We start from the raw sequence: 26984 nt of genomic DNA, 5'->3' as shown, positions 1-26984 counted from the left end.
GGCTTGCTGGCGATGGCGATTTCACAGACGCCATCGCCAGCAAGCCGGCTCCTACAAGGGATCGCGTGTAGACGGATCATGCGTAGGGCTTTTGATCTGCAAAAGCTTTTTGACAGCATCACATTTCAACAGGTTAGAATCGCTGGCACGCAGACTGCATGGTCAGTGTGTGCCCGCCTTTCAGCTTTCTGGAGTATTGCCTTTGAATGCGACGACCATCAACAGCCTGTTCTTGATCGGCGCGTTGCTGGTAGGTGCGAGCATTCTGGTGAGCTCACTTTCGTCCCGCCTCGGTATCCCGATTCTGGTGATCATCCTGGCCGTGGGCATGGCCGCCGGCGTCGATGGCGGCGGGATTATTTTCGATAACTACCCAACGGCTTATCTGGTCGGCAACCTCGCACTGGCGGTGATCCTGCTCGACGGCGGTTTGCGCACCAGGGTGTCGAGTTTTCGTGTGGCGTTATGGCCGGCGCTGTCGCTGGCCACGGTCGGGGTGTTGATCACCACCGGGCTGACCGGCATGGCCGCGGCCTGGCTGTTCGATCTGAACCTGATCCAGGGCCTGCTGATCGGCGCCATCGTCGGCTCCACGGATGCTGCGGCGGTGTTCTCGCTGCTCGGCGGCAAAGGCCTGAACGAACGGGTCACCGCCAGTCTCGAAATCGAGTCCGGCAGCAACGACCCGATGGCGGTGTTCCTCACCGTCACCCTGATCGACATGCTCGCCAGCGGCCAGACCGGCCTGCACTGGAGCCTGCTGACCCACCTGTTGCGCGAGTTCGGCATCGGCGGCGTGATCGGGCTCGGTGGCGGCTGGCTGATGCTGCAACTGGTCAACCGGATCAATCTGGCCACCGGCCTCTATCCGATTCTGGTGATCGCCGGCGGCCTGGTGGTGTTCGCCCTGACCAACGCCCTGCACGGCAGCGGTTTCCTCGCGGTTTACCTGTGCGGCCTGGTGATCGGCAACCGTCCGGTACGCAGCCGCCACGGCATTCTGCACATGCTCGACGGCATGGCGTGGCTGGCGCAGATCGGCATGTTCCTGGTGCTGGGCCTGCTGGTCACGCCGCACGACTTGCTGCCGATCGCCTTGCCTGCGCTGGGCCTGGCGCTGTGGATGATCCTGTTTGCACGGCCACTGTCGGTGCTGGTTGGCCTGCTGCCCTTCAAGGCCTTCCACGGTCGAGAGAAAGCCTTCATTTCCTGGGTCGGCCTGCGCGGCGCGGTCCCGATCATTCTGGCGGTGTTCCCGCTGATGGCCGGCCTGCCCAACGCCCAGCTCTACTTCAACCTCGCCTTCTTTATTGTGCTGGTGTCGTTGCTGGTACAGGGGACGAGCCTGCCGTGGATCGCCAAACTGCTAAAGGTGACGGTGCCACCGGAACCTGCGCCGATCTCGCGCTCAGCCCTGGAAGTGCATGTCACCAGCGAGTGGGAGCTGTTCGTTTATCGCCTCGGTGCCGAAAAATGGTGCATCGGCTCGCCCCTTCGCGAACTGAAAATGCCCGAAGGCACACGCATCGCCGCACTGTTTCGTGGCCAGCAACTGCTCCATCCGTCGGGTAGTACGGTGCTCGAAGTCGATGATTTGCTCTGCGTAATCGGCCACGAACACAACCTGCCGGCCCTTGGAAAACTGTTTAGCCAGGCGCCTCAACGAGGCCTCGATTTGCGTTTCTTCGGCGACTTCGTACTCGAAGGAGATGCCCAGCTGGCGGCGGTTGCTGCCCTGTACGGGTTGAAAGTCGAAGGCATCGATCCGGATATGACTCTGGCCAGTTTCATTGCTCACAAAGTGGGCGGTGCGCCAGTCGTGGGTGACCAGGTGGAATGGAACAACACCATCTGGACCGTCGCGGTCATGGAAGGGAACAAGATCGGCAAAGTGGGCGTCAGATTCCCCGAAGGAAGTCGCCCGGGTCCGGGACTCTTCCTCTAAACTTCATTCTTCGTCTCGTTTTCGATCGGTCTCTATGTCAACCCTGCGCACCTTTTTCATCATGGCCCTGCTGGGCTTGAGTCTGTCTGTCGGCACCCTGCAAGCGGCGGAACCACCGTCCAGCGAAGCCGTGCAGGCGAGCCTGGACAAGATCGCCGACCGCAAACTGCCGGAAGCCGATCAGAAAGCCCTGCAAACGTTGCTGCAAAGCACGCTGACCCAGCTCAACAACAAGCGTGATTACGAGCGCAAGCTGGCCGATCTGAAGCAGCAACTCGCTACCGCGCCCAAGCAGAACATCGAGAACCAGCGCGAGCTGACACGCCTCAAAGCCAGCAGCGCCATCCCTGTGGCGCAACGCTACGGCAAAGAATCCGTGCAGCAGCTCGAGCAGATGCTGACCGAGCGCGCGACCCAGCAAAGCGATATGCAGAAAGCCCTCGCCGATGCGAACAGCCTGGTCATTACCGCCCAGACCCGCCCTGAGCGCGCCCAGGCTGAAATCTCCACCAGCCAGACGCGCATCCAGCAGATCAATAACATTCTCAAGGCCGGCAAAGACAACGGCAAGACCTTGAGCAGCGAACAACGCGACCTGCTCAATGCCGAACTCGCGGCACTGAATGCACTGATCCCGCTACGTCGCCAGGAACTGGCCGGCAACAGCCAGTTGCAGGACCTGGGCAACAGCCAGCATGACTTGCTCTCGGAAAAATCCGACCGCCTGGATCGCGAAATCCAGGAGCTGCAAAACCTGATCAACCAGAAACGCCTGGCCCAGTCCCAGGAGACGGTGACGCAGCAGTCCATCGAAGCGCAGAAGTCCGGCGGCAGCGCCCTGCTGGCCACCGAAAGTGCGGCAAACCTGAAGCTTTCGGACTACCTGCTCAAGAGCACCGACCGCCTCAACGAAGTCACCCAGCAGAACCTGCAAACCAAGCAGCAACTCGACAACGTAACCCAGAGCGATTCGGCCCTCGACGAGCAAATCAGCGTGCTCAAGGGCAGCCTGCTGCTGTCGAAAATCCTCTACAAACAGAAACAGGGCCTGCCGCGCCTCAAGGTCGACCGCGACCTGGCCGACCAGATCGCCGACATTCGCCTGTATCAGTTCGAAGTCAGTCAGCAACGGGAATTGCTCAGCAACCCGGCGACCTATGTCGACAACCTGCTGTCGACTCAGCCGCCCGAGCAAGTCACCCCGCAACTGCGCAAGAGCCTGCTGGAACTGGCCACGACCCGCGCCGACCTGCTGGAGCGGCTGAACCGCGAACTGAGCGCGGTGCTCAACGAATCGATCACGCTGCAACTCAATCAGAAGCAACTGCTCAGCACCGCGCAAAGCCTGCGGGCGACCCTCGACGAACAGATGTTCTGGATTCCCAGCAACAAGCCGCTCGATCTTGAATGGATGCGCGGCGTGCCGGAACGTCTGCAACGCCAGGTGGCGACCCTGCCGCTGGCGTCGAGCGTGAGTGAATTGATTGACGGCCTGACTCAGCGACCGCTGCTGTTTCTCCCGTTGGTACTGGTGATCGGCGCCCTGCTGTGGCGGCGCAAAAGCCTGTATGCCCGACTGAACAAGGTTCACCAGGACATCGGCCACTTCAAGCGTGACAGCCAGTTGCACACGCCGCAGGCGATTCTGGTCAATATTCTGCTGGCATTGCCGGTTGCGCTGGGCCTGGCCCTGTGTGGCCTGGCCCTGCAAATCGACGCTCGGGGGCAGAACGCCAACATGGGCGCGGCGCTGCTGCAAATGGCTCAGGCCTGGCTGGTGTTCTACACCGCCTACCGGATCCTCGCGCCGGGCGGCGTCGCCGAACTGCATTTCCGCTGGGAAAAGCCTCAGGTCGAATTTCTCCAGGGCTGGGTCCGCCGTCTCGGGCTGGTGGTCATGGCGTTGGTCGCGGTGGTGGCCGTTGCCGAGCTGCAACCGGCGGGGCTGGCCGATGACGTGCTGGGCATGCCGGTCGTACTGATCTGCTACGCCTTGATGACCTGGCTGCTCAGCCGATTGCTGATCAGCAGCCCGACGCACGAAAACGCCTCGTTGTTCCGCAAAGCGGTCGGGGTCATGTTCACCGTCCTGCCTGTCGCGTTGTTCGTGGCGGTGTGCTTCGGCTACTACTACACCGCGCTGAAGCTCAGCGACCGCTTGATCAACACGCTTTACCTGCTGATGTTCTGGCTGGTGATCGAAGCCACGTTCGTCCGCGGCCTGAGCGTTGCAGCACGCCGTCTCGCCTACCAGCGCGCCCTGGCCAAACGCCAGGCAGCGAAAGAGGCCGGCGATGGCGAAGCGGTGATCGAAGAGCCGACCCTGGACATCGAGAAGGTCAACGAGCAGTCGTTGCGCCTGATTCGCCTGGCGCTGCTCGGCGGCTTCATCGCTGCGCTGTACTGGGTCTGGTCCGATCTGATTTCGGTGTTCTCGTACCTCGACAACATCACCCTCTACGAATACACCAGCGGCACCGGCGCCAACATGAGCATGGTGCCGATCAGCATCGGCGACATGCTGGGGGCGCTGATCATCATCGGCATCACCTTCGCCCTCGCACGCAACTTGCCAGGGCTGCTGGAAGTGTTCGTATTGTCGAAGCTGAACCTGGCGCAGGGCAGCGCCTACGCCACGACCACGCTGCTGTCTTACGTGATCGCCGGCATCGGTTTCGTCTCGACCCTGTCCACGCTCGGCGTGAGCTGGGACAAGTTGCAGTGGCTGGTGGCAGCGCTTTCGGTGGGACTTGGTTTCGGGATGCAGGAGATTTTTGCGAACTTCATCTCCGGGATCATGATCCTGTTCGAACGCCCGGTGCGGATCGGCGACACGATCACCATCGGCAACCTGTCGGGCACGGTCAGCAAGATCCGCATCCGCGCCACGACCATCACCGACTTCGACCGCAAGGACATCATCGTCCCGAACAAGACGTTCATCACCGGGCAACTGATCAACTGGTCGCTGACCGACACGATTACCCGGGTGACCTTGAAGCTCGGCGTCGATTACGGTTCGGACCTGGACCTGGTGAAAGAACTGCTGCTCAAAGCCGCCCGGGACAACCCGCGCGTGCTGAAGGATCCAGAGCCGCACGTGTACTTCCTGAACTTCGGCGAAAGCACCCTCGACCACGAGCTGCGCATGCATGTGCGCGACCTCGGCGACCGCAACCCGGTACTCGATGAGGTCAACCGCTTCATCAACCGCGAGTTCAAGAAGCAGCACATCAACATTTCGTTCCGGCAGATGGAGGTTTACCTGAAGAACCTGCACGGCCAGGAATACAAAATGGTGCCCATCGAGCCGGAAGCCAAAACCATCGTGCCGATGGCCGATGGCAAACCGCTGCAAGAGCCGCCGCCCGCCAAACTCGACTAACCGCCCTATCCCTAGCAGAATGCTCGGACATTCTGCTGGAGATGGCCGGTGAAAGCCCTCGACGAACTGACCTTCGATAATCGCTTCGATCGCCTGGGCGATACGTTTTCTGCCCACGTACTGCCCGAGCCCATCGATAATCCGCGCCTGGTCGTCGCGAGCCCTGCCGCCATGGCGCTGCTCGACCTTGATCCGGCCGAGGCCGAAACCCCGGAGTTCGCCGAGCTGTTCAGCGGCCACAAGCTGTGGGCCGACGCGGTGCCACGTGCGATGGTTTATTCCGGGCATCAGTTCGGCTCCTACAACCCACAGCTGGGCGACGGTCGCGGACTGCTGCTGGGCGAGGTCTACAACGAGGCCGGCGAGCATTGGGACCTGCACCTCAAAGGCGCCGGCCAGACGCCTTTTTCGCGCATGGGCGATGGCCGTGCGGTGCTGCGTTCGTCGATCCGTGAGTTCCTTGCGTCCGAAGCGCTGCATGCCCTGAACATCCCGACTACCCGCGCGTTGTGCGTGATCGGCTCCGACACGCCGGTGTGGCGCGAAAAACAGGAACGCGCAGCCATGATCCTGCGCCTGTCACCGAGCCATGTGCGCTTCGGGCATTTCGAGTATTTCTACTACACCAAACGCCCCGAAAAGCAGAAAGAACTCGGCGAGCACGTGTTGGCCATGCACTTCCCGGAATGCCTCGAACAGCCAGAACCGTACCTGGCGATGTTCCGCGAAGTCGTCGAGCGCAATGCCGAGCTGATCGCCAAATGGCAGGCTTATGGCTTCTGCCACGGCGTGATGAACACCGACAACATGTCGATCCTCGGCATCACCTTCGACTTCGGCCCGTTCGCCTTCCTCGATGACTTCGACGCCAACTTCATCTGCAACCACTCCGATGATCAGGGCCGTTACTCCTTCAGCAACCAGGTGCCGATCGGCCAGTGGAACCTCAGCGCCCTGGCCCAGGCGCTGACGCCGTTCATCAGCGTCGAAGCCCTGCGCGAAACCCTGGGGCTGTACCTGCCACTGTTCCAGGCCCATTACCTGGACCTGATGCGCCGCCGTCTCGGCTTCACCACCGCCGAAGACGATGACCAGAAACTGCTGGAGCAATTGCTGCAACTGATGCAGAACAGCGGCGTCGATTACAGCCTGTTCTTCCGCCGCCTCGGCGACGAGTCACCCGAGCTGGCCGTCGCCCGCTTGCGCGATGACTTCGTCGACATCAAGGGCTTCGATGCCTGGGCCGAGCGCTATGTCGCCCGTGTTGCCCGCGAAGGTGAGGTGGATCAGCCACAACGCCGCCAACGGATGCACGCGGTCAATCCGCTCTACATCCTGCGCAACTACCTGGCGCAGAAAGCCATCGATGCGGCGGAAAGCGGCGACTATTCAGAGGTTCGCCGGCTGCATGCGGTGCTGAGCAATCCGTTCGAGGAGCAGCCGGGGATGGAGGGTTACGCCGAACGGCCGCCGGAGTGGGGGAAGCATTTGGAGATCAGTTGTTCCTCTTGAGTGACTTACGGAATGTCGCCTTGATAACCACCGACTTCGACTCCAGATCAGCTTCACTGATTACCCATTTATTCAGAGCCCGATTATGTCCGAACCACTCCTCATCCCCTGCCCCCACTGCAACGGCCTCAACCGCATCCCCGCCGAGCGCCTCGGCGATCAGCCGAAATGCGGGCGCTGCAAAGCCGAGGTCTTGCTGAGCAAGCCTTTCGAATTGAAACAAGGTGATTACGCCAGTCAGATCAAGGGCGATCTGCCGTTGCTGGTGGACGTGTGGGCGGACTGGTGCGGGCCGTGCAAGTCTTTTGCGCCGGTGTTTGAGCAGGCAGCCAGTCAGTTGGCGGGCAAATGCAGGCTGGCCAAGCTGGACAGCGAGGCGAATCAGCAGTTGTCGGCGCAGTTGGGGATTCGCTCGATTCCGAGCCTGATTCTGTTCAAGAACGGCCGGGAAGTGGCACGCCAGAGCGGGGCGTTTCCGTTGCCGCAGTTGATGAGCTGGTTGCGTAGCCAGGGGATTTAATAGCACCGCGATCCATTGTGGGAGCGAGCCTGCTCGCGATTGCTATCTGTCATTCAACATTGATGTTGTCTGACACACCGCTATCGCCGGCAAGCCGGTCTCGCTCCCACAGGGGTTCGGTGGTGCCGGGAAGATCAGGCGTTTTCGAGCAGGCTATGCAGCTCGACGAATTGCTGGGTCAGCTTGTGCCGTGGGTCGAGGTGGATCAGCGGCGTGTTGGCCTGATGCGATTCGCGCATGCGCACCGAAGTGCCCAGGTACACCGGCAGCACGGGCAGCCCTTCGGCAATCAACTCGTCGAGGATTTGCTGGGGCAGGCTGGCGCGGGCCTGGAACTGGTTGACGACGATACCCTCGACCTCCAGCCCTTCGTTGTGGTCGTCCTTCAATTCTTCGATTTCCGCCAGCAAACCGTACAGTGCCTGACGCGAGAAACTGTCGCAGTCGAAGGGGATCAGCACACGATCGGCGGCAATCAAGGCAGAAACCGCATAAAAATTTAGCGCTGGCGGCGTATCGAGGTAGATCCGGTCGTAATCTTCGGCCAGCTCGTCGAGCAGTTTGCGCAGCTTGTTGATCTTGTGTTTCGCCTCAAGCTTGGGCTGCAAGTCCGCCAGTTCGGCGGTGGCGGTGATGACGTGGAGGTTGTCGAAAGGGGTTTCGTAGATATCGACCTGGTTTTTCTTCGAAAACGGGCCTGAAGACAGCGTTTGCTTGAAGAAGTCGGCAATCCCCATCGGAATGTCATTACCGGTGAGCCCGGTGAGGTACTGGGTCGAATTGGCCTGAGCATCAAGATCCACCAACAGGGTGCGATAGCCCTCGCTGGCACTGACCGCCGCCAGATTGCAGGCAATGCTGGATTTGCCTACGCCGCCTTTCTGATTGAATACCACGCGCCGCATGTCAAAACCTCCGTGTATCAAAGATGACCGAGTGTAGTAGTCCACGGCGTCGCTTAGCTACCTCGCCGGCACAGGGACTACGCAGTCAGGTGCAAACACTCACCGAAAAAGCCGCCTTCTCGTCCGGAAAAATGCTCTCGGCGCCGACAGACATCCGTCCACCGATGTGAATAATGGCCAAACGACAGCTTTTCACGAACCAATCGGTACATTTCGTTGAGCAAAATGTAACCAGCATTTGCTACGCGCTCGCCGCAACGGGATAATGCGCGCCACTCGACGCTCAGCGTCACGTCAGGTGAATCGCCGATTTTGCGACTTGCCGCGTCAAGAAAGCCCGCAGGGGCGGGATGAATGTCTGTGATCAACTTCAACATCGCCCAATGGCGCGCGTGGGCCCCTGGGCTCGAAAGCGTGGACGATTGGCAGGCCTGGAGCCGACAACCGGTCGTGCTGCCAAGCTGCGATGCCGCCCCCGACGTCTCGTTTCTGCCGGCCATGCAACGGCGGCGGCTCAGCCGCCTGGCGCGGATGGCGTTCAGTGTCGGCTGGCCATTGGCCGATGGTCGCCCTGACCTACCGTTGGTCTTTATTTCCCGCCACGGCGAAACCCCGCGCACCTTCGAAATCCTCAGCGATCTGGCCGCCGACCAGCCCCTGTCGCCGACTCAGTTCAGCCTGTCTGTGCACAACGCAGTCATCGGCCTGTGGTCGATCATGCGCGGCGAAACCAGCGAAATGACCGCGCTGGCTGCGGCCGGCGATGGCCTTGAACACGGCATGCTAGAGGCTGCGGCGCTGCTTGGCGAAGGAGCGCCCGCCGTCCTGCTGGTGGTCACCGAAGAGCAGCCACCCGAAGCCTATTCGACCTGGATCGACGACGTGCCGTTTCCCTACGCGGTGGCTTTGTTGCTCACACCGGGCAATGACTGGCAACTGTCCTTGAACAGCACTTCGGATGAGTTGTCCAAAGCCCACTGGCCCCATGCCCTGAATCTCTTGCGTACCCTGCTGGGCCAGCAGACCACCTGCCAACATGCCTGGAAAAATCGTGTATGGAACTGGCAACGCAATCGGTAACCGAAAAAAACCGCGACGCCTATTACTGGCGTTTGCTGGCCACCGCCGCAAGCTTCACCCTCTTCGGATTGGGCGGGCTTTGCCTGCGCCTGGTGGTATTCCCGGTGCTGGGCTGTCTGCCCGGCGATGCACAGACGCACCGCTTGCGCGCGCGGCAAACCGTCAGCCGCTGTTTCTGGTTTTTCGTCCGGTTCATGGCCCGCACCGGCGTGCTGACCTACGACATCGAGGGCGCGGAAAAACTCGGCCGCCCCGGGCAGATGATCATCGCCAATCACCCATCGCTGATCGACGTGGTGTTCCTGATCGGCCTGGTGCGCCACTCCAACTGCGTGGTCAAAAGCAGCCTGTGGGAAAACCCTTTCACCCGTGGCCCGTTACGCTGCACCGAATACATCAGCAACGACGGCAGCATGGACATGCTCGACGCCGCGGCCGACGCGCTGAAAAGCGGCCAGACCCTGATCATTTTTCCCGAAGGCACCCGCACCCAACCCGGCGAAGCACCCGCCTTCCATCGGGGTGCGGCGTCGATCGCACTGCGCGGTGCGAAAATCCTCACTCCCGTGGTCATCAAGGTCAGCCCGACCACATTGACCAAGGCCGAACCCTGGTATCGGATCCCAAAACGTCGCGTGCACTTCAGTTTCCGTGTCGGGGCCGATATAGACCCACAGGCCTTCGCTGCACAAGGCCCGGCGCCTCAAGCCTCGCGCAAGCTCAATGATTACCTGCATCACTACTTTATTAAGGAGCTCGCCGAAGATGAGCGATCTGCACCGTGAAATAAAACTGTTGATCATCGACGCCCTTGGCCTCGAAGACATCAGCGTCGAAGACATCGGCAATGACCAGACGCTGTTCGGTGAAGGTCTGGGCCTGGACTCCGTCGACGCCCTGGAACTCGGCCTGGCGATCCAGAAAAAGTACGGCATCAAAATCGATGCCGACGCCAAGGACACCCGCAATCACTTCAGCAACGTGGCGAGCCTTGCGGCGTTCGTCACTGCAAAACAGGCAGCTTGAGACCGGACCATGCAAACTCGTGACGACATTTTCAACACCCTGCGCGATGCCTTGGTCGAACTCTTCGAGCTGGATCCAGAACGTGTCAGCCTCGACTCCAACCTGTATCAGGACCTGGAAATCGACAGCATTGACGCGGTCGACCTGATCGATCACATCAAACGCCAGACCGGCAAGAAAATCGCCGCCGAAGAATTCAAATCGGTGCGTACCGTCAGCGACGTCGTCGAGGCGGTCTACCGTCTGGTTCAGCCGGCCGCATGAGTCGACTGATCGGCCTCGGCCTGCTGCTCGCGGGGCTGCTGTACCCTTTCGCGGTGTATTTCGGCATGGAGCATTTCGCCCCGTGGCAGTTCGGCCTGCTGCTGGGCAGCCTGTGGCTGGCGCGAGCGGTGACAGGCGTGCGTCGACCAGGGAGCCTGTGGATGGCCATCGTCGCCATCGTGTTTTGCCTGTTGCTTGCACTGTTCGACAGCCCCGCCATGCTGCGCTGGTACCCCGTGCTGATCAGCGGCTTCATGCTGGTGCTGTTCGGGTTGAGCCTGAAATTCGGCCCGCCGATGATCGAGCGCCTGGCCCGCCTGCGTGAGCCACGCTTGCCGGCCAAGGCCATTCGTTACACCCGCCAGGTCACCATTGCCTGGTGCTGGTTTTTTCTTTGCAACGGTTTGTGCGCCGCCGCCCTGACCCTCTGGGCGCCGCTGAGTTGGTGGATGTTGTACACCGGCCTGATCTCCTATGGATTGATCGGCCTGATGTTTGCCATTGAATGGCTTATACGACAACGGGTACGAGGCCACCCATGAATTGGATAAAACTTGAGCACCTGTTGCTCAAGGCTCAGCCGGAACGCGCCGTAACGGCCGGGCCGGTGCTGAATCACGCACAATTGTGCGAACAGGCCCTGAGCCTGGCCGCCGGCCTGCAAGCGCAGGGTGTGCAGCGCATTGCCGTGCATCTGGAAGACGCCGCCGACCTGGCAATTGCCCTGCTTGGCGCCTGGCGTGCCGGGGTCAGCGTGTTGCTGCCTGCCGACCTGCAACCCCAGACGCGCCAGCGCTGGTCGAGCGAAGTCGATCTGTGGCTGACGGATCAGGCCGATGACGCTCAGTTGAGCGACTATCGCCATGCGCCGCTGAGTGGCGCAGCGCTGGACCTTGATCGCTGCACGCTTAGTCTGTGCACCTCCGGCTCCAGTGGCGCGCCCAAACGCATCGACAAAAACCTGCGCCAACTGGCCAATGAAGTCGAAGCGCTGGAACACCTCTGGGGCGCCGATCTGGCTGAAGCCTGCATCATCGGCAGCGTCGCCACCCAACACATCTACGGTTTGCTGTTTCGGGTGTTGTGGCCGCTGTGTGCCGGGCGCTCGTTCGTGCGCAAGCAACTGGCCTTTCCGGAAGATTTGCAGCGCGCCAGCCGCGAACACCCGGCCTTCGCCTGGGTCGCCAGCCCGGCGCTGCTCAAGCGCATGGGCGACAACCTCGACTGGCCGGCCTTGAGCGCGGTTCGTCGGGTGTTTTCCTCGGGCGGCGCATTGCCGGCCGAGGCGGCGCAAAGCCTGCAGCAACGCCTGCAACAGTGGCCGACGGAAATCTTCGGCAGCTCGGAAACCGGCGGCATTGCCTGGCGCCAGGGACTTGATTTGTGGCAGCCGTTTGCCGGCATCGAATTGAGCCAGGACAGCGATGGCGCGCTGCTCATTGCCTCGCCGTACCTGCCACCGGGCCATATTGAACACACCGCGGATGCCGCGCGAATCGCTGCCGATGGCCGCTTCGAATTGCTGGGCCGTCTGGACCGGATCGTCAAACTGGAAGAAAAACGTATCTCCTTGCCGATGCTGGAACACGCGCTGATGGCCCACGACTGGGTCGCCGAAGCGCGCCTGGGCGTGGTTCAGGAAAATCGCGCATCACTGGGTGCGTTGCTGGTGCTGAGCGAGCAAGGTTTGCATGCCTTGCGCAATCAAGGTCGACGCACCCTCACTCAGGCATTGCGCCAACACCTGAGTCAGCATTGCGAAGCCCTTGCCTTGCCTCGACGTTGGCGTTTACTGCGGCAGTTGCCGCTGAACGCTCAGGGCAAACTGCCTCAGGCCGACGTCGAAGCGCAGTTGCTGGCGCCGCGTCCGAAGGCACCACAAGTGCTGGAGCAGGTCGAAGCCGATGGCGAATGGAGCCTGCAACTGGCGGTGCCACCGGACCTCGCCTACTTCAGCGGCCATTTCCCTCAGGCGCCGGTATTGCCCGGCGTGGTGCAAGTGGATTGGGCGTTGAGCCTTGGCCAGCAGTTGATGAACCTGCCGAAAAAATTCGCCGGCATGGAAGTGCTGAAGTTCCAGCAACTGGTGCGCCCCGGCGATGAAATCCAGTTACACCTGCGTTTCGATCCGGTACGCAGCAAGTTGTATTTCGCCTATCGCAACGAGACCGCCACGTGTTCCAGCGGGCGGATTTTGCTGGAGGCTTCGAGTGATGCATAAATTTGGTGAGTGCTACGCACTCAATCGCGAGCAGGCTCGCTCCCACAGGGTGTCTGCGTCACGCACGAATCTAGTGTGGGAGCGAGCCTGCTCGCGATGCAGGCAACTCGGTCTTGCGGGTGTAACCCAACATGCATAACCCCTGCGCCGTCGTGCCCGTCTACAACCACGAAACCGCCATCACCACGGTGGTCGACGCCCTGATTGCCTACGGCCTGCCGTGCATTCTGGTGGACGATGCCAGCAGCCCGGCCTGCGCCAAGGTGCTCGATCGCCTGGCTGAGCGCGAGATGGTCTACCTGATCCGCCTCGCCGCCAACCAGGGCAAGGGTGGCGCGGTCATGACCGGTCTGCGCGAAGCCTCACGCCTGGGCTTCAGCCACGCCTTGCAGGTGGACGCCGACGGTCAACACGACCTGCAAGACGTCGCGACGTTCATCGAACACTCGCGCACCCATCCGCGCGAAGTGATCTGCGGCTATCCGCAATACGACGCCAGTGTGCCGAAAGGTCGGTTGTACGCCCGCTACCTGACGCACGTGATGGTGTGGATCAACACCTTGTCGTTGCAGATTCGCGATTCCATGTGCGGTTTCCGCGTCTATCCATTGTCACCGACCCTGGCCGTGATCGAATCGGCCAAAGTCGGCAAGCGCATGGACTTCGACTCGGACATTCTGGTGCGCCTGTCCTGGCGCAATCAGCCGATGCAGTGGCTGCCAACCAAGGTGCATTACCCGCTGGACGGCGTCTCGCATTTCCGCATGTTCCACGACAATGTGCTGATTTCGAGCATGCACACCCGGTTGTTCTTCGGCATGTTGCTGCGGGCGCCGGTAATCCTCTGGCGACGGTGGCGAGCATGAGCAGCAACGTCGACAAAAAGCATTGGGCCGACCGCGAGGAGCGCGGCAGCTTCTGGCTGATGAAGCTCACCGCGTTCGGCGCCAAAGTCCTCGGCCGCCGACTGTTGAGCCCGCTGTTGTACGGCATCGTTCTGTACTTTTTCCTGTTCGGTCGCAGCGCCCGCCGCAGTGCCTGGCAATACCAGCAACGCCTCGCCGACTGGAGCGCTCGCACTGAATTGCGTCCGACCCATTGGCGGGTATTCGGTCAGTTCATGGCCTTCGCTGATTCGATGCTCGACAAACTCGACGTGTGGAACGGCAAGCTGAGCATCGAGCAGATCGAAATCGTCGACCCGGCGCTGTTGCGCAATCAGTTGCGTGGCAGCCGCGGGCAACTGCTGGTGGGCGCACACCTGGGCAATCTCGAAGTCTGCCGCGCGCTGGCGGAGATCGGCGAAAAGGTCACGATGAACGTGCTGGTGCACACCAAGCACGCCGAGCAGTTCAACCGTCTGCTGGGCGAAGCCGGGGCCACCAATCTGCGGCTGATTCAGGTCAGCGAACTGGACCCGGTGATCATGCTGCAACTGCACGAGCGCCTGGAGCGCGGCGAATGGCTGGCGATTGCCGGTGATCGCGTGCCGTTGCACGGCGGTCGCAGCGTGACCGTGGATTTCCTTGGCCATCCGGCAAAGTTTCCGCAGGGGCCATGGTTGTTGGCCGGTCTGTTGAAATGCCCGGTCAACCTGATGCTGTGCCTGAAGAAACCCGACGGCGATTATCGACTGACCCTCGAACCGTTCGCCGATGCGATCACCTGGAAGCGCAGCGACCGCGAGCAGGTCATTCATCAGTGGGCGACCCGCTACGCCGAGCGCCTGGGCCACTATTGCCTCGAAGCACCTCAACAATGGTTCAACTTTTACCCTTTCTGGAAGACCGATGACGACGCCAACGCTTGAGCCGGTAACCTTCGGCGAACTCCCTTTGCGCATCGAAGACGTGCTGGCCCTGGCCAACCGTCAGGTGCCGACGCAGTTGCAGGCTGACCCTGCGTACCGCGAGCGCATCGCCAAGGGCGCACGATTCCTCGATTCCCTGCTGGACAAGGAAGGCGTGATTTATGGCGTGACCACCGGTTACGGCGATTCCTGCGTGGTCGCGGTGCCACTGCATCACGTCGAAGCGTTGCCGCGTCATCTGTACACGTTCCACGGCTGCGGCCTGGGCAAACTGCTCGACGCCCAAGCCACCCGCGCGGTGCTGGCTGCACGTTTGCAGTCGCTGTGCCACGGCGTGTCGGGGGTTCGCATTGAGCTGCTGGAACGCCTGCAAGCATTCCTTGAACACGACATTTTGCCGCTGATCCCGGAAGAAGGCTCGGTGGGCGCCAGCGGTGATCTGACGCCGCTGTCCTACGTCGCGGCGACCCTGTCCGGCGAGCGCGAAGTGATGTTCCGCGGCGAACGCCGCCAGGCCGCCGATGTGCACCGCGAACTCGGTTGGGAGCCGCTGGTGCTGCGCCCCAAAGAAGCCCTCGCGCTGATGAACGGCACCGCCGTCATGACCGGCCTCGCCTGCCTGGCTTATGCCCGCGCCGATTACCTGCTGCAACTGGCCACGCGCATCACCGCGCTGAACGTGGTCGCTCTGCAAGGCAATCCGGAGCACTTCGACGAGCGCCTGTTCGCCACCAAACCGCATCCGGGGCAAATGCAGGTCGCCGCGTGGCTGCGCAAGGATCTGGCGATCGACGCGCCGACCGCGCCGCTGCATCGCCTGCAAGACCGCTATTCCCTGCGCTGCGCGCCGCACGTACTTGGCGTCTTGGCCGACAGCCTGAACTGGCTGCGTTCGTTCATCGAGATCGAACTCAACAGCGCCAACGACAACCCGATCATCGACGCCGAAGCCGAGCGCGTGCTGCACGGCGGGCATTTCTATGGCGGCCACATCGCGTTCGCCATGGACAGCCTGAAAAACCTGGTGGCCAACGTGGCCGACCTGCTCGACCGTCAACTCGCGTTGCTGGTGGACGAGCGTTACAACCATGGCTTGCCGAGCAATTTGTCCGGCGCCACGGCAGATCGAGCGATGCTCAACCACGGCTTCAAAGCCGTGCAGATCGGCACCAGCGCCTGGACCGCCGAAGCGCTGAAAAACACCATGCCGGCCAGCGTGTTTTCGCGCTCCACCGAATGCCACAACCAGGACAAAGTGAGCATGGGCACCATCGCTGCCCGCGATGCCATTCGTGTGCTGGAGCTGACCGAACAGGTCGCCGCCGCCACGCTGCTCGCCGCCAATCAAGGCGTGTGGCTGCGCAGCAAGGCCGAGGACGCGCGCCCGTTGCCACCGGCCCTCGCCGCCATGCACGAAGAGCTGGCCAAGGACTTCCCGCCGGTCATCGAAGACCGCGCGCTGGAAGGCGAATTGCGCCTGTGCCTGAAACGGATTGCCGAGCAACACTGGAGGCTGCATGCGTAGCAAGGGAGTGCTTCACACTGATACGGAAATCCTCGTGCCGTTCTTTGACGTCGACAGCATGAACGTGGTCTGGCACGGCCATTACATCAAGTACCTGGAAATCGCCCGTTGTGCGCTGCTGGATAAAATCGGCCACAACTACACGGCCATGTCCGAGTCGGGTTACGCCTGGCCGGTGATCGACCTGCAATTGCGCTATGTGCGTGGTGCGGTGTTCGGCCAAAAGCTGAACGTGCGCGCCAATCTGGTGGAGTGGGAGAACCGGCTGAAGATCAACTACCTGATCAGCGACCTGGAAACCGGCGAACGCTTGACCCGCGCCGTCTCCGTGCAGGTTGCCGTCGACATGAGCAGCCGTGAGATGCAATTGGCCTCGCCCAAAATCTTCACCGACGCTGTTGAAAGGATGCTCGCATGAAGCCGTTTTTCAGATGCCTCGGCGCTTTGGCGCTGCTCGGCCTGTCATCGATGGCCCACTCCTTCGATCTGCAACAGCTCAGCGATCAACTGGCCAAACCCGACGTGATCCACGGCCACTTCATCCAGGAAAAACACCTGCGCGCCCTGCCCCAGCCGCTGACCAGCAAAGGCACCTTCGTCCTCGCGAAAAACCACGGCCTGCTGTGGTTGCTGAAAACTCCGCTGCAACAGGATTACCGCATCACCGGCAAAGGCATCGCTCGGCGTGACGCCAGCGGCTGGCAAATGCTGCCCGGCAAGAGTGCCGGCGCCGAGCAGAACCGCTTGTTCCTCGCCGTGCTGCAAGGCGACAGCAGCGGGCTGCAACGGGACTTCGAACTGTCCCTGAGCGGCGAAGCACAGAACTGGAAACTGACGCTGACCCCGCGCTCGCTGCTGCTCAAGCAGGTGTTCAATCAGATCAACATCACCGGCGGCGAATTGGTGAACACCATCGAGCTGCTGGAAACCCAGGGTGACAGCACCTTGCTGCGGATGCAGGACAGCACCAGCACCCAACCCTTGAGCGACGCGGAGCAACATGACTTTGCCGAGTGAACGCACGCTTCCACGGCTGTTTCTGATCCTGCTGCTGGCGGTGCTCGCGCTCGCCGGCTGGCAATGGCGGGACGGTGCGCCGCTGTCGGCCAACCTGATGGAACTGGTGCCGGGCACGGCGCCAGACGCGCTGGAACTGCGCGCCGAACAACGCATGCAAGAACCGCTGAACCGCGAAATGCTGGTGCTGGTCGGTCACACCGATCGCCAGCAAGCCGTCGCCATGGCGCAGAAACTGGGCGAGCAATGGCAGGCCAGCGGTTTGTTCGAAAAGGTCCAGTGGACCCTGCAAGCCGACTTGCCGGCGCTGCGCACGCAACTGCTGCAAGGCAGGTTGGCGATGCTCTCGGCAGCGGATCGCCAGCAATTGATCGAGCATCCCGACGCGTTCATCCAGCAACGGGTGCAGGCATTGTTCGACCCATTCACCGGTTTCAGCCTGGTGGCGAGCCAGGATGACTGGCTGGGCCTGACCGGGCGCATCCAGAACAGCCAGCCGCAACACGGTTCGGTGCAACTGGACATCGGCAGCGGCGCACTGGTTGCCGATGCCGATGGCAAAAGCTGGGTGTTGCTGCGGGCGCGCACCACCGGCAATGCTTTCGACATGAACCTGCCGCTGCAAGTGGCCGATCTGCTCAAACACAGCCGTGAAGAAGCGGCCCAGGCTGACGTGCAACTGCTGGCCGCCAGCGGCTTGCTCTACGCGGCCAACGGGCAGCGGCAAGCCACACGCGAGATAACCTGGGTCGGCGGTGGTGCCACCGTCGGCATTCTGTTGCTGTTGTTGCTGGCCTTCCGCCGTTTGCGCGTATTGCTGGCCTTCGTCCCGGTGCTGGTGGGCATGCTGTTTGGCGCGGTGGCGTGCGTGGCGCTGTTCGGCCATATGCATGTGATGACGCTGGTGCTCGGCTCCAGCCTGATCGGCGTCGCGGTCGACTACCCGCTGCACTATTTGTCCAAGAGCTGGAGCCTGAAACCCTGGCACAGCTGGCCGGCGTTGCGCCTGACCTTGCCGGGGCTGACGCTGAGCCTGATCACCAGTTGCATCGGTTACCTCGCGCTGGCCTGGACCCCCTTCCCGGCCCTGACCCAGATCGCCGTATTCTCCGCCGCCGGCCTGCTCGGCGCCTACCTGTCTGCGGTGTGCCTGTTGCCTGCGCTGCTCAAGGGTTCGGATTTGCGCCCGGCGCAATGGCCATTGCGCGTCGCCGAGTATTTGCTGGCACTGCGCGAAAAGCTGTTGAAAATCGCCCGTACGCCTGTGCTGCTGGTGCTGCTGATTGCCTTCTGCGTGGGCGGTCTGTTGCAGCTCGATACCAAAAACGATATTCGCCAATGGGTCGGCGCACCGCAGCAATTGACCGACGAAGCCCAGACCATTGCGCGCATCACCGGCTACCAACCCACCAGCCAGTTTTTCCTGGTGCGAGCGGCCAATCAACAAGCATTGCTCGAACGCCAAACCGCGTTGAGCGAGCGGCTGGATCAGTTGGTCAATCTGAACAAACTTCAAGGCTATCTGTCGCTGAATCAACTGGTCAGCCAGCCCAGCGAGCAACGGCAAGTGCGCGAAGCGCTGAACAAGTTGCCGGCGTTCTGGCAACCGCTGCTCGACGTCGGCGTGCCGGTCGAAGCTCTGAAAACCGAATTGGCGAAGTTGCAGGCACTGCCGGTCGAAGACATCGACAGCGCCCTGACCGGTCCGCTGGCCGAACCCTATCGCACGCTATGGCTGGGCCCGACCGAAGACGGCGTGGCGGCGATGGTCAGCCTGCAAGGCCTGAACAACCCTGCACTGCTGCGGGTGCAAGCGCTGGACTTGCCGGGGGTGGAACTGGTGGATCGTCTGGGCGAATTGAATAACGTGTTCGCCAAAACCCAGATCAGCGCTGCGGAACTGAAACTCGCCTCCTGCGTGCTGATCGTGCTGGTGCTGATCCTGCCGTTCGGCCTTGGCGGCGCCTTGCGCATCGTCGCCCTGCCGTTGCTGGCGGCGCTGTGCAGCCTCGCCAGTCTCGGCTGGCTCGGACAGCCGCTGACGTTGTTCAGCCTGTTCGGCCTGCTGCTGGTGACGGCGATCAGCGTCGATTACGCGATCCTCATGCGCGAACAGGTCGGCGGCGCCGCCGTCAGCCTGCTGGGCACCTTGCTGGCGGCGTTGACCACGTGGCTGTCGTTCGGATTGCTGGCCGTGTCCAGCACCCCAGCGGTGAGCAACTTCGGGGTGTCGGTGAGCCTCGGCCTGGCGTTCAGCTTCATCCTCGCGCCGTGGGCCGGACGGCACGTGCAAGCGGCCACGGTCGCGGAGTCGGCAGCGTGATGGTCGTGTTGTTCTGGGCAATGGCCCTGGCGCTGTTCGCCGTGGCCACGCGTGTCGGGCGCCATTTCGGTTTGATCCCGATCGTCAGCCAATTGTTGCTGGCCACCGTCGGTTTGCCGCTGCTGATGTACTTCTGGATCGAACCTCAATGGCACTTGAGCGGCGCAACGCTGGTCGCTCCGATCTGGCTGAAAAACCTCTACAGCCTGAGTTTCGCGCTGTTGCTGGGCTACATCCTCAGCGACGTGATCGACCTGCGCCTGGACCGCCAGAGCCTGAAAATCGCCCTGCCGAGTTTCTGCATTCCGTTCGCCGGCGGGCTCGCGACAGCGATCTGGCTGCTGCCGCCACAGCCGTGGATCAGCTCTTTGGCGGTCGGGCTGCTGTTTGCCATTACCGCGATTCCCGTGTTGTACCTGTACCTTCGGCATATCGATTACCCGGTCGCCGCGACCCGGCGCCTGGTGCAAACCGCGATCCTCATCGACCTCACGTGCTGGACCGTGTTCGCCATCGCCCAAGGCAGCCTGCACCTGAGCAGTTTGCTGCTGCCCTTGGCCTGCGCGTGCGTGCCCGTGCTGCTGCGGGTACTCGGCTTGCGCCAGCCACGGCTCTACAGCGGCTGCTTCTTCGCGTTGCTGGTGGTGGCCGAGCACTACAAGCTCAATGCGCTGATTGTCGGCATCGGTTACTTGTTGTGCATGGCCGCGCTGAAGGTGCCGCTGGTGCTGCCAATGCCGGCGGTGTGGATGAATCGCTTGCAGACCTGGATCGCGATCCCGTTGATCCTGACGTTCGGCATCGTGCAGATCAACGTCCACAGCGCCATGGACAGCCTGAGCTGGGCGCAACTGGCTGCGCTGCTGCTGTTCCCGATTGCCAGCAAACTGCTGGGCAACTGGCTGGGACTTGGCTGGGCCGGCGCTTCGTTTGCGGGCGCCAGCCGCTGGCGCGAAAGTGTGCTGCTCAATATTCGCGGCTTGAGCGAGATCGTCTTTCTCAACCTGCTGCTGCAACAACACCTCATCAGCCCGCCGCTGTACTTTGCGCTGATGCTGATGGGTCTTATCGCGACATTGCTGCCGGCATTGGCCGGCATGCACCGAATCCCTTTGAAAGCTGCCGTCCCGGCAAGGAGCCCCCATGCCAATCGTTGAAATGGAACGTCGTCAGGTAGTGATCATCGGCGCCGGTCCATCGGGCGCCATCGCCGCCGCGCTGCTCAAGCGCAAGGGCCACGATGTGTTAGTGATCGAACGCCAGCATTTCCCACGGTTCTCCATCGGCGAAAGCCTGCTGTCGCACTGCCTGGATTTCGTCGAAGAAGCCGGCATGCTCGAGGCGGTTAACGCTGCAGGTTTCCAGCTGAAAACCGGTGCGGCGTTCGCCTGGGGCGAGCAGTACAGCGCCTTCGATTTCGGCGACACCTTCAGCAACGGCAAGCCGACCACGTTTCAAGTCCAGCGCGCCGATTTCGACAAACTGCTGGCCGATCAAGCCGCGCTGCAAGGCGCGGAAATCCGCTATGGCGAAGCGATCGTCAGCGTCGATATCGAGCGGGAAAAACCGCTGCTCGGTGTGCAGCGCGAGGACGGCAGCGAGTACCGCGTCGAGGCTGATTTCATGCTCGATGCCAGCGGCTACGGCCGCGTGCTGCCGCGCCTGCTCGACCTTGAGGCACCCTCGAATTTTCCGGTGCGCCAGGCGGTATTCACCCACGTCGAAGACCACATCGACCACCCGGGTTTCGACCGCACGAAAATCCTCGTCACCACACATCCAACCAAACGCGATGTCTGGTTCTGGACCATCCCGTTCAGCAATGGCCGTTGCTCGGTGGGCGTGGTCGCGGCGGCGGAGCATTTCGCCGGTCGCGCCGAGAACCTGGACGATTGCCTGCGCGGTTTCATTGCCGAGACGCCAAGCCTCTCCAGCGTGTTGAACAACGCGGTGTGGGATACACCGGCGCGTACCATCGGCGGCTACTCGGCCAACGTCAAAACCCTGCACGGCCCGGGTTTTGCGTTGCTGGGCAATGCGGCGGAGTTTCTCGACCCGGTGTTCTCCTCCGGCGTGACCATCGCCATGCGTTCGGCGAGCATGGCCGCCGGGGTTTTGCATCGCCAACTGCAAGGTGAACGTGTCGACTGGCAAACCGAGTTCGCCACACCGCTCAAGCGCGGCGTCGACACCTTCCGCTGCTACGTTGAAGGCTGGTATGCCGGGACGTTCCAGGACGTGATTTTCCATCCGGACAGCTCGCCGGACATCCGCCGCATGATCAGTTCGATCCTCGCCGGTTATGCCTGGGATGAACGCAATCCGTTCGTCGCCGAACCGAAACGCCGGCTGCGGATGCTGTCGGAACTCTGTGCAAGGGATGCCACATGAGCTACTTGAGCGACAACTACGTCGAGGAGACGCGCTTCGGGTTCTGGTTCCTGCGCAGCCACACCTGGCAGCACCATGTGCTGCGTGTGGCAATCAATGACCTGCGCAGCCTCTTCAGCGAACCGTTGCCCGCCCATCCGGTGTTGCTGGATGCCGGTTGCGGCCAGGGCAAGTCGTTCCAGTTCCTGCGCCAGACCTTTGCGCCACAGCGCCTGATCGGCGTGGACGCCGACCCGCACAGCCTCGACCTGAGCGGCGCAGAAGCCACCCGTCAGGGCATGGACGTGGAGTTGATCGGTAGCGACTGCGCCACGCTGGCCGTGCCGGATGCCAGCGTCGACCTGTTGTTCTGTCACCAGACCTTCCATCATCTGGTGGAACAGGACAAAGCGCTCGCCGAGTTCTACCGTGTGCTCAAGCCGGGCGGTTATCTGCTGTTCGCCGAATCCACCGAGGCTTACATTGATACCTGGGTGATCCGCTGGTTGTTCCGCCATCCGATGCATGTGCAGAAGAGCGCCGCCGGGTACCTTGAAATGATTCGTCGCCAGGGTTTCGAATTCGGCCCGCACAACGTGTCTTATCCTTACTTGTGGTGGAGTCGCGCCAAGGATTTCGGCCTGCTTGAACGCTGGGGTCTGCGCCAGCCAAAACCCTTCGGCCAACGGGAAGAAACCCTGGTCAATGTGGTGGCGCGCAAACCCTTTGAAGGTGCTGTGTGATGTCTAGTGCAACTCAAAACTGTGGGAGCGAGCCTGCTCGCGATAGCGGTGTGTCAGTCAGCATAAATGTCGACTGTATGGCCGCCATCGCGAGCAGGCTCACTCCCACAGGGTATGCGGCGGTGTTGAGATTTTTGCTCATTGGCGCGGTCCTGCTGATCAGCGCCTGCGCCAGCAAGGCACCGCTGCCCGAGCAAACCCCGAACCTGCCGTTGCCGCAGCAATTGCACATCCAGCGTCTGGCGGACGGCCAGCGTCAGGACTGGGTACTGGTGATTGCGCGTGAAGGCCCGGGCATTCGCTGGTCGATGATGGACCTGCTGGGCATTCCACAGGCGCGACAAAAATTGATCGACGGTCAATGGCAAGCGGACGGCCTGTTGCCGCCCAACCCGGAAGCCCGAGAGTTGTTTGCAGCATTGCTGTTTGCGCTGACACCCAAGGATGAGTTGCACGGCAACTACCCCGCTGCCTGGCAGCATGGCGCACAACGCTCCCTGCCCGAGCACTGGGAAGTCCGATATTCACAACCGATGAGCTTTGAATTGAACCTGCCCAAAGGTCCGACGTACCAAGTCACACCCCTGTCCGGTGAGACGCCATGACCGCCTACCTCAACGCCCTCGGGGTGATCTGCGCCCTGGGCCGCGACAAGCACGAAGTCGCGCGCAACCTGTTTGCCGGCGATTGCTCCGGCATGCGCAGCGAGTCTGGCTGGGTACCGGAACGTTCGTTGCCGGTGGCCGCAGTGCGCGGTGATCTGGCGCCGATCCCGGCGGAACTGGTAAAGCAAAGCACCCGCAACAATCAGTTGTTGCTGGAAGCGGCGCTGCAAATCCGCGACGACATTGATCAGGCGATCCAGACCTACGGCCGCGACCGCATCGGCGTGATCCTCGGCACCAGCACGTCCGGCATCGATGAAGCCAGTCGCGGCCTGGCCCATTACATCCGCGAACATCAGTTCCCGGACTATTACGACTATCAGCAACAGGAACTCGGCGCGCCGGCGAATTTCCTTGCCGACTGGCTGCAACTCAGCGGCCCGGCCTATGTGATTTCCACCGCCTGCACCTCCAGCGCCCGGGCGCTGATGAGTGCCCAGCGCCTATTGGATCTGGGCCTGTGCGACGCAGTGTTGTGCGGCGGCGTCGACAGTTTGTGCAAACTGACCCTCAACGGCTTCTCGGCGCTGGAGGCGGTGTCCGAACAACGTTGCAACCCGTTTTCGGTCAACCGTAACGGCATCAACATCGGCGAAGCGGCGGTGCTGTTCCTGATGACCAAAGTGGCTGGCGATAAACCATCGATTGCACTGCTCGGCAGTGGCGCCAGCTCAGATGCGCACCACATTTCCGCGCCGGAACCGACCGGCCGTGGCGCCCTGCAAGCGATGCGCAAAGCCCTGGGCCGCGCGAACCTGCAACCCGAACAGATCGGCTACCTGAACCTGCACGGCACCGCCACGCAACACAATGACGCCATGGAAAGCCTCGCGGTGTCGGCCTTGTTCCCGGCCGGCGTGCCGTGTTCTTCGACCAAACCGATGACCGGTCATACCCTCGGCGCGGCCGGCGCGCTGGAAGCGGCGTTCTGCTGGCTGAGCCTGAGCGCTGACAATCAAACACATACGTTGCCGCCACATGTCTGGGACGGCCAGCCTGACCCGCAACTGCCAGCCCTGAATTGGGTGACCCCGGCCGATCGCCTGGCGTCCATTGCACCTCGCTACCTGATGAGCAACTCCTTTGCCTTCGGTGGCAATAACGTCAGCCTGATTATCGGAGACGCCCCATGATTGACTGGCCGCTCGCCGAACTGCTGCCGCACGCTGGCGACATGATCCTCATCGATCAGATCCTCGCGTTCGATGACGAGCAGATCCACACCCGCCTCACCGTCAAGCCCGATGGCCTGTTCAACCGTCCCGACGGCAGCCTGCCGGCGTGGGTCGGCATCGAACTGATGGCCCAGAGCGTCGCCGCCTTCGCCGGCTGCCATGCGCGCCAGCGAGGCGATGCGGTGGAGCTGGGCTTCCTGCTCGGCACCCGCAAATTCGAATGCAATGTCGACCACTTTCCCGCCGGCACCGAGCTGACTATCCATGGGCTGCGTTCACTGGAAGACGACAACGGCATGGGCGTGTTCGAATGCCACATCAACGCCCCCGGCATTCACGCTACCGCCCGTCTGAACGTGTTTCGTCCACCGCAAGCCGCTCAATATCTTCATGAAACCCCACAAAGCTCTTCACAAGGCTTTTCACAAGGAACGCAGGCATGACTGAATCCGTACTGGTCACCGGTTCCAGCCGTGGCATCGGCCGCGCTATCGCGTTGCGTCTGGCTCAGGCCGGGCATGACATCGTGCTGCATTGCCGCAGCGGCCTGGTAGACGCCGAAGGGGTAAAGGCCGAAATCGAAGCCTTGGGCCGCAACGCACGCATCCTGCAATTCGACGTGTCCGACCGCGCCAGTTGCAAAGCCATTCTCGAAGCCGACGTGGAAAGCCATGGCGCCTATTACGGCGTGGTGCTCAACGCCGGCCTGACGCGTGACGGTGCTTTTCCGGCGCTGAGCGAGGATGATTGGGATGTGGTGATGCGCACCAACCTCGACGGTTTCTACAACGTGCTGCACCCGGTGATGATGCCGATGATCCGTCGTCGCGCCGCCGGGCGAATCGTTTGCATCACCTCGGTTTCCGGTTTGATCGGCAATCGCGGGCAGGTCAATTACAGTGCCTCCAAGGCCGGTTTGATCGGCGCGGCAAAAGCGTTGGCGATTGAACTGGGCAAGCGCAAAATCACCGTCAATTGCGTCGCACCCGGCCTGATCGACACCGCCATGCTCGACGAAAACGTGCCAGTGGAAGAACTGATGAAAATGATTCCCGCACAGCGCATGGGCACCCCGGAAGAGGTGGCCGGCGCGGTGAATTTCCTGATGTCGGCGGAAGCGTCGTACATCACCCGGCAGGTTCTGGCCGTCAACGGAGGCCTGTGCTGATGAAGCGCGTCGTCGTCACCGGCATGGCCGGCATCACCTCACTGGGCAGCGACTGGGAAACCATCGCCGGCAACTTCGCAGCCAACCGCAGCGGCATCCGCCGCATGGACGAGTGGGACCGTTTCACCGAGCTCAACACGCGCCTGGCCGGGCCCATTGATGATTTCAAAGTGCCGAGCCACTGGACCCGCAAACAACTGCGCAGCATGGGCCGCGTCTCGCGCCTGGCCGTCGGCGCGGCGGAACAGGCGTTGGCCGATGCCGGTTTGCTCGGTGACCCTTCGATCAAGGACGGGCGCATGGGCGTCGCCTGCGGCTCATCCACCGGCAGCACCGACGAAATCAAGGCATTTGGCAACATGCTGCTCAACTCGGTGGCCGAAGGCCTGAACGCCAACTCCTACGTGCGCATGATGCCGCACACCACGGCGGCCAACATCAGCATCTTTTTCGGCCTCACCGGCCGACTGATCCCGACTTCCAGTGCTTGCACCAGCGGCAGTCAGGGCATCGGTTACGCCTACGAATCGATCAAGTTCGGCCGCTTGCCCTTGATGCTCGCCGGCGGCGCCGAAGAGCTGTGCCCCACCGAAGCCATGGTCTTCGACGCGCTCTACGCCACCAGCCTGAAAAACGACGCGCCGCAGACGTCGCCACGCCCTTACGACAGCGCTCGCGATGGCCTGGTGATCGGTGAAGGCGGCGGCATGCTGGTGCTGGAAGAGCTCGAACACGCGCTGGCACGCGGCGCACACATTCACGCCGAACTCGTCGGCTTCGGCAGCAACGCCGACGGCCAACACACCACCCGTCCAGAGCAGGCCACCATGCGCCGCGCCATGGAGCTGGCCCTGGAAGACGCCGGTTTGCAGCCATCGGACATCGGCTACGTCAACGGTCACGGCACCGCGACCGAACAGGGCGACATCGCTGAAACACTGGCGACCAGCAGCCTGTTCGGCGAACACATGCCGATCAGTTCACAGAAGAGCTTCCTCGGCCACACCCTCGGCGCCTGCGGCGCACTGGAATCCTGGTTCAGCATCGAAATGATGAACCGCGATTTGTACGCGCACACCTTCAACCTCGATGAGGTCGATCCGCACTGCGGCAAGCTCGATTACCTGCGCGGCGAGTTTCGGCAGATGAGCAATCAGTATGTGATGAACAACAACTTCGCGTTTGGCGGCGTCAACACCTCGCTGATCTTCAAGCGCTGGGTTTAAGCGAAATCAAATGATCGCTGCTTGCGGCGATCATTGACTCCCCCCAACAAAAAAGATGGTTTTCGACGATGGACAAGACGCTTGAGGATATTTCCTACACGCCT

The 26984-nt window shown here is 61.9% G+C and carries 25 protein-coding genes; 24 read left to right on the top strand and 1 reads right to left on the bottom strand.

What is annotated here, in order from left to right; genetic code table 11:
- Positions 1–202: 202 nt before the first annotated feature.
- From KGA82_RS11740 to trxC, 4 genes are all read left to right on the top strand, one after another.
- Positions 203–1945, top strand: a complete 1743-nt coding sequence (locus KGA82_RS11740; RefSeq protein ID WP_008025108.1) for a potassium/proton antiporter — start codon at positions 203–205, stop codon at positions 1943–1945.
- Between the two features lie 34 nt (positions 1946–1979).
- A complete protein-coding gene (mscK, locus tag KGA82_RS11735; RefSeq protein ID WP_192226886.1) occupies positions 1980–5330 on the top strand; it encodes a mechanosensitive channel MscK in 3351 nt (1116 codons plus the stop codon).
- Between the two features lie 48 nt (positions 5331–5378).
- Positions 5379–6842, top strand: coding sequence for a protein adenylyltransferase SelO (gene selO, locus KGA82_RS11730; protein ID WP_223450416.1), 1464 nt, complete (start codon positions 5379–5381; stop codon positions 6840–6842).
- Positions 6843–6927: 85 nt separating this feature from the next.
- Positions 6928–7362 carry a thioredoxin TrxC gene (gene trxC / locus KGA82_RS11725; RefSeq protein WP_008042033.1) on the top strand — a complete coding sequence of 145 codons (435 nt, stop codon included), beginning with the start codon at positions 6928–6930 and terminating at the stop codon, positions 7360–7362.
- A gap of 134 nt (positions 7363–7496) precedes the next feature.
- On the opposite strand, the gene KGA82_RS11720 is transcribed toward trxC, so the two are convergent.
- The gene (locus KGA82_RS11720; protein WP_008025116.1) at positions 7497–8267 is read right to left on the bottom strand and encodes a ParA family protein; all 771 of its coding nucleotides are present in this window, start codon (positions 8265–8267) and stop codon (positions 7497–7499) included.
- 354 nt (positions 8268–8621) lie between these two features.
- On the opposite strand from KGA82_RS11720, the gene KGA82_RS11715 reads away from it, so the two are divergent.
- The 20 genes from KGA82_RS11715 to KGA82_RS11620 all read left to right on the top strand — a co-directional run bounded on the left by KGA82_RS11715 (position 8622) and on the right by KGA82_RS11620 (position 26880).
- On the top strand, positions 8622–9347 hold the full coding sequence (locus tag KGA82_RS11715; protein WP_008042032.1) for a beta-ketoacyl synthase chain length factor: 726 nt from the start codon (positions 8622–8624) through the stop codon (positions 9345–9347).
- Positions 9323–10132: a lysophospholipid acyltransferase family protein gene (locus KGA82_RS11710; protein WP_008025119.1), complete on the top strand. Its 810-nt coding sequence runs from the start codon at positions 9323–9325 to the stop codon at positions 10130–10132. Before KGA82_RS11715 ends, KGA82_RS11710 begins: the two co-directional genes overlap by 25 nt.
- Entirely contained in the window at positions 10113–10373 is a 261-nt protein-coding gene (locus KGA82_RS11705; protein WP_008025122.1) for a phosphopantetheine-binding protein, read from the top strand. Before KGA82_RS11710 ends, KGA82_RS11705 begins: the two co-directional genes overlap by 20 nt.
- Before the next feature lie 9 nt (positions 10374–10382).
- Positions 10383–10637 (top strand): acyl carrier protein, encoded by a 255-nt coding sequence (locus KGA82_RS11700; protein ID WP_008025124.1) that lies wholly within the window; start codon positions 10383–10385, stop codon positions 10635–10637.
- A complete protein-coding gene (locus KGA82_RS11695; protein ID WP_008025126.1) occupies positions 10634–11179 on the top strand; it encodes a hypothetical protein in 546 nt (181 codons plus the stop codon). The genes KGA82_RS11700 and KGA82_RS11695 overlap by 4 nt, the downstream gene beginning before the upstream one ends.
- Positions 11176–12858: an acyl-CoA synthetase family protein gene (locus tag KGA82_RS11690; protein ID WP_223450415.1), complete on the top strand. Its 1683-nt coding sequence runs from the start codon at positions 11176–11178 to the stop codon at positions 12856–12858. The genes KGA82_RS11695 and KGA82_RS11690 overlap by 4 nt, the downstream gene beginning before the upstream one ends.
- A 131-nt stretch (positions 12859–12989) precedes the next feature.
- Positions 12990–13724 (top strand): glycosyltransferase family 2 protein, encoded by a 735-nt coding sequence (locus tag KGA82_RS11685; RefSeq protein WP_223450414.1) that lies wholly within the window; start codon positions 12990–12992, stop codon positions 13722–13724.
- Positions 13721–14668, top strand: a complete 948-nt coding sequence (locus KGA82_RS11680; RefSeq protein WP_192226881.1) for a glycosyl transferase — start codon at positions 13721–13723, stop codon at positions 14666–14668. The genes KGA82_RS11685 and KGA82_RS11680 overlap by 4 nt, the downstream gene beginning before the upstream one ends.
- Positions 14649–16193, top strand: coding sequence for a histidine ammonia-lyase (gene hutH / locus KGA82_RS11675; protein ID WP_008039899.1), 1545 nt, complete (start codon positions 14649–14651; stop codon positions 16191–16193). The genes KGA82_RS11680 and hutH overlap by 20 nt, the downstream gene beginning before the upstream one ends.
- Positions 16186–16611, top strand: coding sequence for an acyl-CoA thioesterase (locus KGA82_RS11670; RefSeq protein ID WP_223450413.1), 426 nt, complete (start codon positions 16186–16188; stop codon positions 16609–16611). Before hutH ends, KGA82_RS11670 begins: the two co-directional genes overlap by 8 nt.
- The gene (locus KGA82_RS11665; protein WP_223450412.1) at positions 16608–17210 is read left to right on the top strand and encodes an outer membrane lipoprotein carrier protein LolA; all 603 of its coding nucleotides are present in this window, start codon (positions 16608–16610) and stop codon (positions 17208–17210) included. The genes KGA82_RS11670 and KGA82_RS11665 overlap by 4 nt, the downstream gene beginning before the upstream one ends.
- A complete protein-coding gene (locus KGA82_RS11660; RefSeq protein ID WP_223450411.1) occupies positions 17194–19533 on the top strand; it encodes an MMPL family transporter in 2340 nt (779 codons plus the stop codon). The genes KGA82_RS11665 and KGA82_RS11660 overlap by 17 nt, the downstream gene beginning before the upstream one ends.
- The gene (locus KGA82_RS11655; protein ID WP_223450417.1) at positions 19533–20690 is read left to right on the top strand and encodes a sodium:proton antiporter; all 1158 of its coding nucleotides are present in this window, start codon (positions 19533–19535) and stop codon (positions 20688–20690) included. Before KGA82_RS11660 ends, KGA82_RS11655 begins: the two co-directional genes overlap by 1 nt.
- Positions 20677–21924 carry an NAD(P)/FAD-dependent oxidoreductase gene (locus tag KGA82_RS11650; protein ID WP_223450410.1) on the top strand — a complete coding sequence of 416 codons (1248 nt, stop codon included), beginning with the start codon at positions 20677–20679 and terminating at the stop codon, positions 21922–21924. Before KGA82_RS11655 ends, KGA82_RS11650 begins: the two co-directional genes overlap by 14 nt.
- Positions 21921–22646: a class I SAM-dependent methyltransferase gene (locus KGA82_RS11645; RefSeq protein ID WP_223450409.1), complete on the top strand. Its 726-nt coding sequence runs from the start codon at positions 21921–21923 to the stop codon at positions 22644–22646. The genes KGA82_RS11650 and KGA82_RS11645 overlap by 4 nt, the downstream gene beginning before the upstream one ends.
- Positions 22646–23251: a hypothetical protein gene (locus KGA82_RS11640; protein ID WP_223450408.1), complete on the top strand. Its 606-nt coding sequence runs from the start codon at positions 22646–22648 to the stop codon at positions 23249–23251. Before KGA82_RS11645 ends, KGA82_RS11640 begins: the two co-directional genes overlap by 1 nt.
- On the top strand, positions 23248–24444 hold the full coding sequence (locus KGA82_RS11635) for a beta-ketoacyl-[acyl-carrier-protein] synthase family protein (RefSeq protein ID WP_223450407.1): 1197 nt from the start codon (positions 23248–23250) through the stop codon (positions 24442–24444). Before KGA82_RS11640 ends, KGA82_RS11635 begins: the two co-directional genes overlap by 4 nt.
- On the top strand, positions 24441–24929 hold the full coding sequence (locus tag KGA82_RS11630) for a hotdog family protein (protein WP_008039908.1): 489 nt from the start codon (positions 24441–24443) through the stop codon (positions 24927–24929). The genes KGA82_RS11635 and KGA82_RS11630 overlap by 4 nt, the downstream gene beginning before the upstream one ends.
- Positions 24926–25654: a 3-oxoacyl-ACP reductase FabG gene (gene fabG / locus KGA82_RS11625; protein ID WP_008039909.1), complete on the top strand. Its 729-nt coding sequence runs from the start codon at positions 24926–24928 to the stop codon at positions 25652–25654. The genes KGA82_RS11630 and fabG overlap by 4 nt, the downstream gene beginning before the upstream one ends.
- Positions 25654–26880: a beta-ketoacyl-ACP synthase gene (locus KGA82_RS11620; protein WP_223414650.1), complete on the top strand. Its 1227-nt coding sequence runs from the start codon at positions 25654–25656 to the stop codon at positions 26878–26880. Before fabG ends, KGA82_RS11620 begins: the two co-directional genes overlap by 1 nt.
- Positions 26881–26984 lie beyond the last annotated feature (104 nt).

The sequence above is a fragment of the Pseudomonas sp. BF-RE-22 genome (assembly GCF_019956155.1).
Taxonomy (GTDB): Bacteria; Pseudomonadota; Gammaproteobacteria; order Pseudomonadales; family Pseudomonadaceae; genus Aquipseudomonas; species Aquipseudomonas migulae.
This window is presented reverse-complemented; position numbering and strand designations above follow the sequence as displayed.

Bases quoted from the DNA above. Each gene is read 5' to 3' on its own strand.
- KGA82_RS11665 (WP_223450412.1), top strand. From the start codon at position 16,608: ATGAAGCCGTTTTTCAGATGCCTCGGCGCTTTGGCGCTGCTCGGCCTG.
- mscK (WP_192226886.1), top strand. From the start codon at position 1,980: ATGTCAACCCTGCGCACCTTTTTCATCATGGCCCTGCTGGGCTTGAGT.
- KGA82_RS11695 (WP_008025126.1), top strand. From the start codon at position 10,634: ATGAGTCGACTGATCGGCCTCGGCCTGCTGCTCGCGGGGCTGCTGTAC.
- KGA82_RS11645 (WP_223450409.1), top strand. From the start codon at position 21,921: ATGAGCTACTTGAGCGACAACTACGTCGAGGAGACGCGCTTCGGGTTC.
- KGA82_RS11680 (WP_192226881.1), top strand. From the start codon at position 13,721: ATGAGCAGCAACGTCGACAAAAAGCATTGGGCCGACCGCGAGGAGCGC.
- KGA82_RS11720 (WP_008025116.1), bottom strand. From the start codon at position 8,267: ATGCGGCGCGTGGTATTCAATCAGAAAGGCGGCGTAGGCAAATCCAGC.
- KGA82_RS11705 (WP_008025122.1), top strand. From the start codon at position 10,113: ATGAGCGATCTGCACCGTGAAATAAAACTGTTGATCATCGACGCCCTT.
- KGA82_RS11635 (WP_223450407.1), top strand. From the start codon at position 23,248: ATGACCGCCTACCTCAACGCCCTCGGGGTGATCTGCGCCCTGGGCCGC.
- KGA82_RS11650 (WP_223450410.1), top strand. From the start codon at position 20,677: ATGCCAATCGTTGAAATGGAACGTCGTCAGGTAGTGATCATCGGCGCC.
- KGA82_RS11690 (WP_223450415.1), top strand. From the start codon at position 11,176: ATGAATTGGATAAAACTTGAGCACCTGTTGCTCAAGGCTCAGCCGGAA.
- KGA82_RS11660 (WP_223450411.1), top strand. From the start codon at position 17,194: ATGACTTTGCCGAGTGAACGCACGCTTCCACGGCTGTTTCTGATCCTG.
- KGA82_RS11685 (WP_223450414.1), top strand. From the start codon at position 12,990: ATGCATAACCCCTGCGCCGTCGTGCCCGTCTACAACCACGAAACCGCC.
- KGA82_RS11715 (WP_008042032.1), top strand. From the start codon at position 8,622: ATGTCTGTGATCAACTTCAACATCGCCCAATGGCGCGCGTGGGCCCCT.
- KGA82_RS11670 (WP_223450413.1), top strand. From the start codon at position 16,186: ATGCGTAGCAAGGGAGTGCTTCACACTGATACGGAAATCCTCGTGCCG.
- fabG (WP_008039909.1), top strand. From the start codon at position 24,926: ATGACTGAATCCGTACTGGTCACCGGTTCCAGCCGTGGCATCGGCCGC.
- KGA82_RS11630 (WP_008039908.1), top strand. From the start codon at position 24,441: ATGATTGACTGGCCGCTCGCCGAACTGCTGCCGCACGCTGGCGACATG.
- KGA82_RS11620 (WP_223414650.1), top strand. From the start codon at position 25,654: ATGAAGCGCGTCGTCGTCACCGGCATGGCCGGCATCACCTCACTGGGC.
- trxC (WP_008042033.1), top strand. From the start codon at position 6,928: ATGTCCGAACCACTCCTCATCCCCTGCCCCCACTGCAACGGCCTCAAC.
- KGA82_RS11640 (WP_223450408.1), top strand. From the start codon at position 22,646: ATGTCTAGTGCAACTCAAAACTGTGGGAGCGAGCCTGCTCGCGATAGC.
- KGA82_RS11710 (WP_008025119.1), top strand. From the start codon at position 9,323: ATGGAACTGGCAACGCAATCGGTAACCGAAAAAAACCGCGACGCCTAT.
- hutH (WP_008039899.1), top strand. From the start codon at position 14,649: ATGACGACGCCAACGCTTGAGCCGGTAACCTTCGGCGAACTCCCTTTG.
- KGA82_RS11655 (WP_223450417.1), top strand. From the start codon at position 19,533: ATGGTCGTGTTGTTCTGGGCAATGGCCCTGGCGCTGTTCGCCGTGGCC.
- KGA82_RS11700 (WP_008025124.1), top strand. From the start codon at position 10,383: ATGCAAACTCGTGACGACATTTTCAACACCCTGCGCGATGCCTTGGTC.